The sequence below is a fragment of the Isoptericola chiayiensis genome (genome assembly GCF_013149805.1).
Lineage (GTDB): Bacteria > Actinomycetota > Actinomycetes > Actinomycetales > Cellulomonadaceae > Isoptericola > Isoptericola chiayiensis.
Genome location: NZ_JABEZT010000005.1, coordinates 24,420 through 37,021, shown reverse-complemented (window position 1 = coordinate 37,021; position 12,602 = coordinate 24,420). Strand labels below are relative to the sequence as shown.

General features: G+C 73.0%; 13 protein-coding genes and 1 riboswitch. Of the genes, 5 read left to right on the top strand and 8 right to left on the bottom strand.

The annotated features are described in order from the left end of the window. Nucleotides 1-85 precede the first annotated feature (85 nt). Nucleotides 86-1,081 carry a family 43 glycosylhydrolase gene (locus tag HDG68_RS10725; RefSeq protein WP_172151940.1) on the bottom strand — a complete coding sequence of 332 codons (996 nt, stop codon included), beginning with the start codon at nt 1,079-1,081 and terminating at the stop codon, nt 86-88. Between the two features lie 4 nt (nt 1,082-1,085). Beyond that, a complete protein-coding gene (locus tag HDG68_RS10720; RefSeq protein ID WP_172151938.1) occupies nt 1,086-2,102 on the bottom strand; it encodes a LacI family DNA-binding transcriptional regulator in 1,017 nt (338 codons plus the stop codon). 227 nt (nt 2,103-2,329) lie between these two features. Here HDG68_RS10720 and HDG68_RS10715 point away from each other — a divergent pair, with 227 nt between their 5' ends. Genes HDG68_RS10715 through HDG68_RS10695 form a run of 5 tightly spaced genes read left to right on the top strand, consistent with a single transcriptional unit; the run spans nt 2,330 to nt 8,410 of the window. Beyond that, nucleotides 2,330-2,695 carry an L-rhamnose mutarotase gene (locus HDG68_RS10715; RefSeq protein ID WP_343037535.1) on the top strand — a complete coding sequence of 122 codons (366 nt, stop codon included), beginning with the start codon at nt 2,330-2,332 and terminating at the stop codon, nt 2,693-2,695. Between the two features lie 11 nt (nt 2,696-2,706). Next, nucleotides 2,707-3,873 carry an L-rhamnose isomerase gene (rhaI, locus tag HDG68_RS10710; RefSeq protein WP_172151936.1) on the top strand — a complete coding sequence of 389 codons (1,167 nt, stop codon included), beginning with the start codon at nt 2,707-2,709 and terminating at the stop codon, nt 3,871-3,873. A gap of 4 nt (nt 3,874-3,877) precedes the next feature. Continuing rightward, the gene (locus HDG68_RS10705) at nt 3,878-4,843 is read left to right on the top strand and encodes an alpha/beta hydrolase fold domain-containing protein (protein ID WP_172151933.1); all 966 of its coding nucleotides are present in this window, start codon (nt 3,878-3,880) and stop codon (nt 4,841-4,843) included. A 31-nt stretch (nt 4,844-4,874) separates the two neighbouring features. Continuing rightward, nucleotides 4,875-6,929, top strand: a complete 2,055-nt coding sequence (locus HDG68_RS10700) for a bifunctional aldolase/short-chain dehydrogenase (protein ID WP_172151931.1) — start codon at nt 4,875-4,877, stop codon at nt 6,927-6,929. Next, complete coding sequence (locus HDG68_RS10695) at nt 6,926-8,410, top strand: rhamnulokinase (protein WP_172151928.1); 1,485 nt, start codon at nt 6,926-6,928, stop codon at nt 8,408-8,410. Before HDG68_RS10700 ends, HDG68_RS10695 begins: the two co-directional genes overlap by 4 nt. A gap of 1 nt (nt 8,411) precedes the next feature. Here HDG68_RS10695 and HDG68_RS10690 read toward each other — a convergent pair whose 3' ends face one another. The 6 genes from HDG68_RS10690 to HDG68_RS10665 form a co-directional block, all read right to left on the bottom strand. Next, nucleotides 8,412-8,891 carry an ATP-binding protein gene (locus HDG68_RS10690; RefSeq protein WP_172151926.1) on the bottom strand — a complete coding sequence of 160 codons (480 nt, stop codon included), beginning with the start codon at nt 8,889-8,891 and terminating at the stop codon, nt 8,412-8,414. A gap of 121 nt (nt 8,892-9,012) precedes the next feature. Beyond that, nucleotides 9,013-9,795, bottom strand: coding sequence for an ABC transporter ATP-binding protein (locus tag HDG68_RS10685; RefSeq protein ID WP_172151923.1), 783 nt, complete (start codon nt 9,793-9,795; stop codon nt 9,013-9,015). A gap of 148 nt (nt 9,796-9,943) precedes the next feature. Next, nucleotides 9,944-10,459 carry a hypothetical protein gene (locus HDG68_RS10680; RefSeq protein WP_172151921.1) on the bottom strand — a complete coding sequence of 172 codons (516 nt, stop codon included), beginning with the start codon at nt 10,457-10,459 and terminating at the stop codon, nt 9,944-9,946. Between the two features lie 165 nt (nt 10,460-10,624). Continuing rightward, the gene (locus HDG68_RS10675; RefSeq protein ID WP_172151919.1) at nt 10,625-11,011 is read right to left on the bottom strand and encodes a DMT family transporter; all 387 of its coding nucleotides are present in this window, start codon (nt 11,009-11,011) and stop codon (nt 10,625-10,627) included. Between the two features lie 2 nt (nt 11,012-11,013). Beyond that, on the bottom strand, nt 11,014-11,328 hold the full coding sequence (locus tag HDG68_RS10670; protein ID WP_172151917.1) for a DMT family transporter: 315 nt from the start codon (nt 11,326-11,328) through the stop codon (nt 11,014-11,016). A gap of 16 nt (nt 11,329-11,344) precedes the next feature. Further along, a riboswitch (guanidine-III (ykkC-III) riboswitch) is annotated at nt 11,345-11,410 on the bottom strand. A gap of 135 nt (nt 11,411-11,545) precedes the next feature. After that, entirely contained in the window at nt 11,546-12,427 is an 882-nt protein-coding gene (locus tag HDG68_RS10665; RefSeq protein WP_172151915.1) for a sugar phosphate isomerase/epimerase family protein, read from the bottom strand. Nucleotides 12,428-12,602 lie beyond the last annotated feature (175 nt).

Genomic DNA, 12,602 nt, shown 5'->3' with positions numbered 1-12,602 from the left:
AACGAGAAGGGGCCCGCCCGGAGAGATCCGGGCGGGCTCCTTCGTCGTCGGCGGGCCGTGGTGCCGGTGGGGGGGGGGGGCTGCCTCAGTGCGGCAGCCGCGTGCGGATCTCCCCGCGGTGGCACTCGAGCAGACCGTCCCGTACCCGCAGCTCGGCGACGAGCACGCTGGACCTGCGGGCCGCGGCGGACTCGGCGGGCGCGGTGTCCCGCTCGGGGTGCGTGAAGTAGACGATCCACGCGACGGCGTCGCCGGCGTCCGGGTCGGGTGACAGCACCTCGACGTGCGCGTGGTGACCGGGTGCGACGTCGTCGGGACGGTCCGCGGAGGAGTCGAGTACCAGGCCCTGCGGGTCCCAGGTGTCCAGGTCGCTCGACCGGTACACCATCTGGCCGCGCCACTCGTCGACCACCATCCAGTACCAGCCGGACAGCCGGAAGACCTTCGCGCCCTCGTGCGGTCGCCCGCCGATCACCTGCCCGCGGACGATCCAGGTCCACAGGTCGGCGGAGTCGGCCGCCCACGTGGTGGACCCGTCGGCCTCGTCCTTGTACCAGAGCCGCCATCCGCCGTCGGGCAGCGCGTGCACGCACGCGTCGATGGCGCGCCCGGAGCTCAGGGGCAGGGGGCCGTGGTCGGTCCAGCGGTCCAGGTCGGTGCTGGTCAGGTGGTGGATCCACCGGGGATGCCCGGGCCACCCGTCCGGCACGCCGGGCACCACGGTCAGGAACATGTGGAACGTGCCGTCGACCTCGATGATCTCCGGCGCCCAGTAGGTGTCCCGCGGCGCGGTCCCGGTCACGGGCAGGCCGTCCTCGGCGCCCAGGGTGCCGAGGTAGCGCCACGTGGCTCCGCCGTCGTCGGACTCGGCCACGCCCAGGTCGGTGCCGTGCACCCAGGTCACGCCCGGTCCGACGGCGGACGGCCGGCGCTGCGTCCACAGCATGCGCCAGGTGCCGCTCGGGTGGCGGACGACGATCGGGTCGGTGGCGCCGTCGTGCACGGGGTCGCGCCACAGCGGTGTCGGCAGCGGAACGTGCGCCGTGGCGGGGGTCGCGGGGTCCGTGGGGCGCGTCGGCATCACTTCAGCCCGTCCCGGTGGTGGACTCGCGCACCACGAGCTCGGGCTGGAAGACGACCTGCTCGGGTGCCTCGGACTCGGCCAGGAGCAGGTCGGCGGCGCGGTGGCCGAGTCGGTGCATGGGCTGGCGCACCGACGTCAGCGGCGTGGCGAGCTCGCCCGCGAAGGTGACGTCGTCGTACCCCACCACGGCCATCCCCGACGGGACGGGGACCTCGGCGGCGCGCAGGGTGCGCAGCGCCCCGAGGGCGGTGAGGTCGTTGACGCACATCGTGGCCGTGGGGCGGGCGTCCATGGCGAGGATCTGCTCGGTGCCGGCCTGGCCGCCGTCGGCGTTGAGCGCGGTGATCGTGATCTCCTCGAGCGCCTCGTCGACGTCGAGCCCGGCCTCGGACAGGGCGTCCCGGAGCCCCGCGGAGCGGTCGGCGCACTGGCGGATGGTGTGCGGGCCATTGAGGAACGCGAGGTGCTCGTGGCCGAGGTCCAGCAGGTGGCGGGCCGCAGCGGCGGCGCCCGCGCGGTCGTCGACGGCGACCGAGGAGACGCTCGGGTCGGGGGAGGGGCGGTCCAGCAGGACGATCCGCAGCCCGCGCTCGCGCAGGGTCAGCAGGTGCTCGATCTCCGGGCCGGACGGCACCACCATGACGCCCTGGACGCCGTGCTCCTCGAAGAGGCGTAGGTAGCGGGCCTCACGCTCCGGGTCCTCGTCGGAGCTGGCGAGCATGAGCGTGTACCCGGCCTCGTCGAGGCGGTCCTCGATGCCGCGGGCCACGTCGGTGAAGAACGGGTTGGCGATGTCGAGGACGATGGCGCCGGCGGTGGTGATGGTGCCGGCACGGAGCTGGCGGGCGGAGCCGTTGCGCACGAACGACAGCTCCGCGATGGCGGACTCGACGCGCTCGCGAGTGGCGGGGGAGACCCGGTCGGGGCGGTTCAGGACGTTGGAGACCGTGCCGACCGAGACCTCGGCGAGCTTCGCGACGTCGGCGATCGACGTCCTGCGCTTGGTGCGCGGCGGCATGGTTCCTCTCCTCGTCGACAGGCCCGGGGCGGGGTGGCCGCGGGACGCGCGGCGGTGCAGGGATCGTATCGGTTCGTCGGCCGGGGTGCGGGCTGCCGCGCCGCCCGGGTGGAAACCGCTTCCCGCCGTCGGGCAGGATGGACCTTGCGCACCACGGCGCCTCCCGGGTACCTTGGTAACGTTGAAACGATTCATCGCGCGCGTCGATGACGATGCGAGGAGGACGAGTGCACGACGACGGCAAGCGTCGGGTCATGTTCCAGTTCCGGGTCCACCCCGACCGGCTGGAGGAGTACGGCCGCCGCCACGGCGAGGTGTGGCCCGAGATGCTGCGCGCCCTGCGTGACGCAGGGTGGGAGAACTACTCGATCTTCACCTCCCCCGACGGGCAGGTCGTCGGCTACTTCGAGAGCGACGACCCCGACGCCGCCCGCGCCCGGATGGGCCTGACCGAGGTCAACGCCCGCTGGCAGGCGGAGATGGCCGAGTTCTTCGACGGCGACGGCCCCGACGAGACCATGACCGAGCTCACCCAGGTCTTCCACCTGGAGTCGCAGCTCGCCGCGGCCGACGCCGCGGAGAACCAGGACTGAGAGAAGGAACCATGCCCAGCTTCGACGACATCACCGGAGTCCTGGACCGCCTCGCCATCGAGGTGCCGTCCTGGGCCTACGGCAACTCCGGCACCCGCTTCAAGGTGTTCTCCACGCCGGGCACGCCCCGCGACCCCGAGGAGAAGATCGCCGACGCCGCCCAGGTGCACCGCCTGACCGGCCTGGCGCCCACCGTCGCGCTGCACATCCCGTGGGACAAGGTCGACGACTACGCCGCGCTGCGCCGCTACGCCAACGACCAGGGCGTCGACCTCGGCACCATCAACTCCAACACGTTCCAGGACGACGCCTACAAGTTCGGCTCCCTGACGCACACCGACCCCGCCGTGCGCCGCCAGGCGATCGACCACCACCTCGAGTGCCTCGAGATCATGGACGCCACCGGGTCCAAGGACCTCAAGATCTGGCTCGCCGACGGGTCCAACTACCCGGGCCAGGCCGACCTCCGCACCCGCCAGGACCTGCTGCACGAGTCCCTCGCCGAGATCTACGCCCGGCTCGGCGACGAGCAGCGGATGGTGCTGGAGTACAAGTTCTTCGAGCCGGCGTTCTACCACACGGACGTCCCGGACTGGGGCACCTCCTACGCCCAGGTCGCCGCCCTCGGCGAGAAGGCCTTCGTCTGCCTGGACACCGGCCACCACGCGCCGGGCACGAACATCGAGTTCATCGTCGCCCAGCTGCTGCGCCTGGGGAAGCTCGGCTCGTTCGACTTCAACTCGCGCTTCTACGCCGACGACGACCTCATCGTCGGCGCCGCCGACCCGTTCCAGCTCTTCCGCATCATGGCCGAGGTGATCCGCGGTGGCGGTCTCGACGAGGGCTCCGAGGTCGCGCTGATGCTCGACCAGTGCCACAACATCGAGGACAAGGTGCCCGGCCAGATCCGCTCGGTGCTCAACGTCCAGGAGATGACGGCCCGCGCGCTGCTGCTCGACCGTGACGCCCTGACGAAGGCCCAGGAGAACGGCGACGTGCTCGAGGCCAACGCGATCTACATGGACGCCTTCTACACCGACGTGCGCCCGATGCTCGCCGCCTACCGCGAGCAGCGCGGGCTGCCCGCCGACCCGATGGCCGCGTTCGCCGAGTCCGGCTACCTGCCGAAGATCGCCGCCGAGCGCGTCGGCGGCCAGCAGGCCGGCTGGGGAGCCTGAGCCCATGACCGTCACCTCCGACGCCGTGCGGACCGTCGAGCACGTGCTCGACGGTCCGCACGGGGACCTGCGGGTCCGCGTCTACGACGTCCCGGCCGGCACGACGCCGGTCGCCGGGCTCGTGTGGGCGCACGGCGGGGCCTTCATGCACGGCGACCTCGACATGCCCGAGGCGGACCACGTGGCCCGCACGCTGGCCGGCCGCCGCGTCGTGGTCGTCAGCGTCGACTACACGTTGGTGCCCGCCGTCGACTACCGCGAGGCGCTCGCCGCCGGCGACCTGACCGGCGGGCTCTCCGCCGTCCTGGCCGCCGACGGCACCCGCTTCCCGGTCGCCTCCCGCGAGGTCGCCTTCGCCTTCGCCTGGGCGACCGGCGCCGACCTCGGCGTCCCGGCACGGCGCTGGTCGCTCGGCGGTGCCAGCGCCGGGGGCAACCTCGCCGCCGGTGCGGCGCTGCGGCTGCGCGACGCGGCGGGCGGGCAGGACGACGCGGCGCCTGTCCCGCCGTCGTGCACCGTGCGCCCGACCCCGCGCAGCGTGGTGCTCGCCTACCCCGTGGCGCACTACGAGCTGCCCACGCCGTGGCCGGAGCTGGCCGCCAAGATCTCCGCGCTGCCGCCGGACCGGAACTTTCCTCCGGCGGCAGTGCGGGCCATGAACGACAACTACCTGGGGCACGACGGCGGACCGGAGGTGCCGTACGCGTTCCCCGGCGGGCAGGACCTGCGCGGGCTGCCCCCGCACCTGGTGGTCAACTCCGACCACGACGCGCTGCGGTCCTCCGGGGAGACGTACGCCGCCGAGCTGGCCGCGGCCGGCACCGACGTCATGGTCGTGCGCGAGGACGGCACCACCCACGGTCACCTCAACCAGCCGGACGACCCCGGGTGCGCGCGCAGCCTCGCGCGCGTCGCCGCCTGGCTCACGTCCGACGCGCTGGTCGGCACCACCCACGAACTACCTGCCTGATCCACCGACACACCACCTTGTGGAGCAACCGATGACGAACGAGACCGTTGCCGCTCTGGTCGAGCGGTCCAACCGCCTGGGCGCCGACCCGAAGAACACCAACTACGCCGGTGGCAACACCTCGGCCAAGGGCGTCGAGACCGACCCGGTCACCGGCCAGGACGTCGAGCTGCTGTGGGTCAAGGGCTCCGGCGGCGACCTGGGCACCCTGACCGAGAAGGGCCTGGCCACCCTGCGGCTCGACCGCATGCGCGCGCTGGTCGACGTCTACCCGGGCGTCGAGCGCGAGGACGAGATGGTCGCCGCGTTCGACTACTGCCTGCACGGCAAGGGCGGCGCCGCCCCCAGCATCGATACCGCCATGCACGGGCTCGTCGATGCCAAGCACGTCGACCACCTGCACCCCGACTCCGGCATCGCGATCGCGACCGCCGTCGACGGTCCGGACCTGACCGCGAAGATCTTCGGCGGCAAGGTCGTCTGGGTGCCGTGGCGCCGTCCCGGCTTCCAGCTCGGGCTCGACATCGCCGAGATCAAGAAGGCCAACCCGGACGCCATCGGCACGGTCCTGGGCGGCCACGGCATCACCGCCTGGGGCGACACCGCCGAGGAGGCCGAGGCCAACTCGCTGTGGATCATCGACACCGCCGCCGAGTACATCGCCGCCAACGGCAAGGCCGAGCCCTTCGGCCCGGCCCTCGACGGCTACGGAGCCCTGCCCGAGGCCGAGCGCCGCGCCAAGGCCGCCGCCCTGGCCCCGCACCTGCGCGCGATCGCCTCCCACGACAAGCCGCAGGTCGGCCACTTCACCGACTCCGAGGTCGTCCTCGAGTTCCTTGCCTCAGAGAAGCACCCGGAGCTCGCCGCCCTGGGCACCTCGTGCCCCGACCACTTCCTGCGCACCAAGGTCAAGCCGCTCGTGATCGACCTGCCGGCCACCGCGAGCGTCGAGCAGATCGCCGAGCGGCTCGACACCCTCCACGAGGCCTACCGCGCCGACTACACCGCCTACTACGAGCGCGGCGCCGCCGAGGCGCGCGAGCGTGGCGAGGAGCCGCCCGCGATCCGCGGCGCCGACCCGCTGATCGTCCTCGTGCCGGGCGTCGGCATGTTCTCCTACGGCGGCGACAAGCAGACCGCCCGCGTGGCCGGCGAGTTCTACGTCAACGCCATCAACGTGATGCGCGGCGCCGAGGCCTTGTCCACCTACGCCCCGATCGACGAGTCGGAGAAGTTCCGCATCGAGTACTGGGCGCTGGAGGAGGCCAAGCTGCAGCGCAAGCCGAAGCCGAAGCCCCTCGCCACCCGCATCGCCTTCGTCACCGGCGCGGCCTCCGGCATCGGCAAGGCCATCGCCGAGCGTCTGGCCGCCGAGGGTGCCTGCGTCGTCGTCGCGGACCTCGACGCCGAGAAGGCGCAGGCCGTGGCGAGCGAGATCGGCTCGACCGACGTCGCCGTCGGGCTCGCCGCGAACGTCGCCGACGAGGCCGCGGTGCAGGCCGCGCTGAACGAGGCCGTGCTCGCATTCGGCGGCGTCGACATCGTCGTGAACAATGCGGGTCTGTCGCTGTCCAAAACGCTGTTCGAGACCACCGAGGCCGACTGGGACCTGCAGCACGACGTCATGGCCAAGGGCTCGTTCCTCGTGTCCAAGAACGCCGCGCGGATCCTCGTCGACCAGAAGCTCGGCGGCGACGTCATCTACATCTCCTCGAAGAACTCGGTGTTCGCCGGCCCGAACAACATCGCCTACTCGGCCACCAAGGCCGACCAGGCCCACCAGGTGCGCCTGCTGGCCGCCGAGCTCGGCGAGCACGGCATCAAGGTCAACGGCATCAACCCCGACGGCGTGGTGCGCGGCTCGGGCATCTTCGCCTCCGGGTGGGGCGCGAACCGCGCCAAGACCTACGGCATCGAGGAGCAGGACCTGGGCAAGTTCTACGCCCAGCGCACCTTGCTCAAGCGTGAGGTGCTGCCGGAGAACATCGCCAACGTCGCGTTCTCGCTGTGCACCGCGGACTTCTCGCACACCACCGGCCTGCACGTTCCCGTCGACGCGGGTGTGGCGCAGGCGTTCCTGCGATGAGCGGGTTCGTCGCCGTCGACCTCGGGGCCACCAGCGGCCGCGTCATGCTCGGCGTCGTCACCGGGGGCGCCGGGGACGAGCGCGTCGAGCTCACCGAGGTGGGCCGGTTCACCAACGGTCCCGTCGAGGTGCCCGAGGCGCACGGCACCGCGCTGCACTGGGACCTGCTGCACCTGTGGCGAGGCGCCCTCGACGGCCTGCGGGCCGCCGGGGACCTCGCCCGGCAGCGCGGCGTGCCCGTCGCGGCGATCGGCATCGACTCCTGGGCGGTGGACTACGCGTCCGTCGCCGCCGACGGGTCGCTGCTCGGCAACCCCCGCCACCACCGCGACCCGCGGCTGACCGGCGTCGCGGACGACGTCCTGGACCGGCTCGGTCACAGCGAGCACTACGGCGTCAACGGGCTGCAGACCCTGCCGTTCAACACCGAGTTCCAGCTCGTCGCAGGCCGGCACGACGCCACCTGGCCCCTGGTGGACTCGATCCGACTCATCCCGGACCTCCTCGGGTCCTGGCTCACCGGCGTGACGGTCGCCGAGGTCACGAACGCCTCCACCACCGGGCTGCTCGACGCCACCACCCGCCGGTGGTCCGACCCGGTGATCGAGGCGCTGCAGGCCGAGTACCCCGAGCTGGGCGACCTGCGCGCCCGGCTGGCCGACCCCGTCGAGCCGGGGACCGTCGTCGGACACCTGACCGGCACCGTGCAGGCCGCCACCGGCCTCGGCGCCGTCCCCGTCGTCGCCGTCGGCTCGCACGACACCGCCTCCGCCGTCGTCGGCGTGCCCGCCGAGGACGAACGGTTCGCCTACGTCTCGTCCGGCACCTGGTCCCTCGTGGGCGTCGAGCTCGACGCCCCCGTGCTCACCGAGGAGAGCCGGCTCGCGAACGTCACCAACGAGCTCGGCGTCGACGGCACCGTCCGCTACCTCAAGAACGTCATGGGGCTTTGGGTGCTGTCCGAGACCCTGCGCACCTGGCGCGAGGCCGGGACCGAGGTGGCGCTCGCGGACGCCCTCGCGGCGGCCGCGGAGGCCGAACCGGGGCGGACCGTCGTCGACGTGGACGCCCCCGAGTTCCTGCAGCCCGGCGACATGCCGGCCCGCCTCGCCGACGCCGCGCGGGCGAGCGGCCAGCCTGTGCCCGACGGCGTGGGGCCGGTGGTGCGGTGCATCCTCGACTCCCTCGCCGACGCCTACCGGCGGGTGCTCGCCGAGGTGACGCACCTGTCCGGCCGCGAGGTGGACGTGCTGCACGTGGTGGGCGGCGGCTCGCAGAACGAGCTGCTGTGCCGCCTCACCGCCGACGTGACCGGTCTGCCGGTGGTCGCCGGGCCGGTGGAGGGTGCGGCGCTCGGCAACGTCGTCGTGCAGGCCCGTGCCGTGGGCGTGCTGGCCGGAGACCTGCCGGCGCTGCGCGGCGTCGTGCGCCGCTCGGCGCGACCCGTGCGGTACGAGCCGCAGACCGCGCCGGCGGGCTGAGTCAGGCGATCGCGGGCGGCTCGGCACGGCGGTGGTGCCGGGCCGTCGCGACGTGCCGGACGGGCCGGTCCGCCCCGGCCGGCTTGAAGCGGGCCCAGACGTGCTTCGCGTCGCCCGCGGTGCGGTACCAGCCGACGTCGTCCGCGATGCGCAGCGCGAGCTGGAGCCCGAACCCGCCCTTCCCGAGGTCACGGTCCACGGAGAGCACGGGCGGGGCGTCGGGGCGGTGGTCCATGACGGAGACCACCAGGCCGCGCTCGTCGCACCACAGCTCCACGAGTGCCGACGAGCCGGCGTGCCGCAGGGCGTTGGTCGCGAGCTCGCTGGCGATGAGCACGATGTCGGGCAGCTGCTCGGCCGCCATGCGGCAGCACCCCTCGGCGGGCATCCCGTCCAGGGCGGTGTTCACCTGGTCGCGGACGTGACCGAGGGACTCGGCGTCGTCCACGCGCCAGGTGCCGAGCAGGCGGGCAGCGTTCACCGCGTCACCGCAGGTGTTGCGCGCTGCACGACGAGCATCGTCACTCCTCCGCTGGGGGCTCGAGGTCCGGATCGACGCTACCCGGGGGAGCGGTGGCGCGCTCGTTGGGCGCCCCAGGCACTCACCGGAATCGTTGGACCGCCAGGGGAGCGGCCTCGGCCAGGTCACGGACGGCCGGGTGCTCGGCGCGGCCCAGCACGGCGGACAGCTCTCCGGAGTCCACGAACGTGCCGTCGGCCAGGACGTGCACGGTGGGGCAGAGGCGCTCCACGAGCTCCAGGTCGTGGGTGACGAGCAGCACGGCGGTGCCCTGCGCGGCCGTGGACTCGCCGAGTCGCCGCACGACCTCGCCGCGCATGGCCGGGTCGACGGCGGTGAGCGGCTCGTCCAGCAGCAGGGCGCCCGGGCGGGTCGCCAGCGCGACCGCCAGGGCGACACGCTGCTTCTCCCCGCCGGCCAGCGTGCCGACCTGCCGGGCCGCGAAGCGGGCCTCCAGCGCGACGTCGTCGAGCAGCTCGGCCACGGTGCTCCCGGAGGCGTTGCCGGCCTTGCGGGCATCGCTCAGGGCCTTGCCGAGCACGCGGTCGACGGTCCAGCGCGGGTCGACGTCGGCGATGCCCTCCTGCGCGACGCGTCGCACCTGGGTGCGGAACGCCTTCTTGTCCCGCAGGCCGATGCGGCTGACGGTGCGGCCGTGCCAGGTCACCCGCCCCTGCGTGGGCTTCACCTGACCGACCAGCGCCCGCACGATGGTGGACTTGCCCGCTCCGGAGGGGCCGACGATCCCGACGGGCGCGGCGCCGGGCGAGAGCTCGAGGTCGATGCCGCGGACGACGTCGGCGCCGCCGTAGCCGGCCGCCATGCCGTCGGCGCGCAGGATCGGGGCGGGGGCGGTTGTGCTCATCGTGACCTTCGGTGCGGGGGAGTGGTGGCCCGCCGGAGGAAAGGGGTTCCGGCGGGCCACACGGTACGACGAACGGGCGCCCCGTGCGGTTCCCGACCTTCCCTACCGGACGGCACTCGTGCGTCCGGGGCTGCCGCCCCTCTGCTCCTCACTCCTCGGCCCGCTCACGCTGGTAGTAGCGGACCAGCCGCAGCACGCGGGCGAACGACTCGACGACGAGGAAGCCCAGCATGGCGGCGATGACGGCGCGGAAGACGCCGCCGTCGGGCAGGAGGTCCTGCTCGGCGACGACCTTGATCACGACGAGGAGCCCGAGCGCCACGAACGACTCGACGTTGTACCGCAGCACCAGCCCGCGGTGCTGCGGTACCGAGGACACGTACGTCGTGCGCGCCCGGTAGACGCCGAACGCGTAGCCCAGTGCGCCGCCGACGACCACCAGGACGAGGTGCACGGGGTGGTGCTGCAGATCGGCCGCCAACAGGGCACCGACGACGACGAGAGCCACCAGCGGCTCGAGCAGCTGCATCCGCAGGGTCCGGAAGCGTTCGTTGGAGCGTAGATCGAGGCTCGGGTCGGACCGCACCACCTGTCGCGCGATCCGCAGCTCGCGGACGAGCAGCACCAGGATCAGCAGCAGTGCGATGTTCGACGCGTGTTCCACGACGGTCCTCGCTGACTGGGTCGGCATGTCGCCCCGGGCGGACTCCGGTGGTCCTGGAGCCTAGCCGTGGCGGCGCGCTGCCGCTGGCCAGGATTCAGGACGGCGCCGTGGGTGGGGTCGCTCGCCGGTGGCTGCGAGCGACCCCACCCGCGCGGGGCGCGCCGGTCAGTCGCGGACGTCGGCCTCGCGCTCCGTGCGGGGGGCGTCGGTGCCGGCGGACTCGGTGGCGGGTGCGTCGTGCGGGACCAGCTTCAGGCCGACGACGGCTCCGACGATCCCGAGGAGGAACACCACCTTGAGGGTGGAGAGGGTCTCCTCTCCGGTGGCCATCGCGTAGGACACGGTCAGGGCGGCGCCGAGGCCAACCCACACCGCGTAGGCGGTGCCCAGCGGGATGCGGCGCACGGCCCAGCCGAGGCCGGCCATGGAGAGGGCGAGGAACACGAAGAACACGACCGTGGGGCCGAGGACGGAGAAGCCCTCGGACGCGCCGAGCGCGGTGGCCCACACAGCCTCGGCGACGGCACTGAGCAGCAGGATCAGCCAAGCCATGGTCAGCTCACCGCCTTGAGGCCCACGACGGAGCCGACGAGAAGGACCAGCAGGAGGATGCGCGCGACGTTGACGCGGTCCTGTCCGGTGACGAAACCCCACACGACGGTCAGGGTGGCGCCGATCCCCACCCAGACGGCGTAGGCGGTGCCGGTGGGGAGGTCGGTCATCGCCCATGCGAGGCCGGCCATGCTGGCGGCGAGCGCGACGACGAACAGGAAGGTGGGTTTCGGCTTGCGGAAGCCGTCGGAGGCGGAGAGCGCGGTGGCCCATACGGCCTCCAGCACACCCGAGACGACGAGAACGATCCAGGCCATGACGAGACGTACCTCTTTCGCGGCAGTCTTGTCGTGTGGCGGGTACTGCTCCCTCGTCCGCGAACCCACTGTCGGGTTCCGATGAAAACGGTACACAACCGGTGCGCCGAAGTCGATGTCAGACGCATCACCACGACCGGTCGGACGGGACCGCCCGTGCCGCGCAGGGCCCGCGACGCGGTGCGTCGCGGGCCCTGACGGTGGGTGGGGAGCGGGATCAGAGGTGCGGCGCCACGTGCTCCGCGTACCGCTCCGCGACGGTCCGGGCGGTCTCGACCGGCGGTGCCGCCCAGATCCCCTCGTTGAAGATCTCGGTCTCGACGTCGCCGGTGTACCCGGCGTCGCGCACCCAGGACGAGACCGTCGCGAAGTCGATGTACCCGTCACCGACGTGCCCGCGCGAGTTCAGCGCCGTCGTCGCGAACGGCAGGTTCCAGTCGCACACCTGGTACCCGGCGATCCGGCCCTCCCGGCCGGCCCGAGCGATCGAGTCCTGCAGCGCCGGGTCCCACCACACGTGGTAGGTGTCCACGACGACGCCGACCGTGCTCGGGTCGAACGGCGCGGCCAGGTCGAGCGCCTGCCCCAGCGTGGAGACCACCGCGCGGTCCGCGGCGAACATCGGGTGCAGGGGCTCGAGCACGATGCGCACGTCGTGCTGCGCGGCGATCGGTGCGAGGTCGGCCAGGCGGTCCGCCACCCGCGCACGGGTGGCGACGACGTCGCGGTCCGTACCGGGCGACGGCGGTGCCTCCGGCGACGAGCCGGGCAGCCCGCCGACGACGAACACCACCTCGCGCGTCCCGACGCCGGCGGCCTCCTCGAACGCGCGGGTGTTCTCCGCGATCGCGTCCCGGACGCCCTCGTCGGTCGACGCCGTGAGGAACCCGCCGCGGCACAGGGAGGTCACGTGCAGCCCGGCGTCCTCGACGATCTTGCGGGCCGTCTCGGCACCGTGCTCCTGGACCTGGTGGCGCCACAGCCCGACGCCGCCCATCCCGGCGGCCGCGGCCGCCTCGACGGCCTCGGTCAACGAGGCGTGCTTGACCGTGGCGGTGTTCAGCGAGCAGCGCGACAGGTCCGCGCTCGGCGCGCTCATGCGATTGCCTCCTTGCGTGACCGCTGCGGTGCCTCGCTGCGGTACACCTCGTTCCTCGGCGTCCCTCCGCGGGGGCTCCTCGCGCTCATGCGATTGCCTCCTTGCGTGACCGCTGCGGTGCCTCGCTGCGGTACACCTCGTTCCTCGGCGTCCCTCCGCGGGGGCTCCTCGCGCT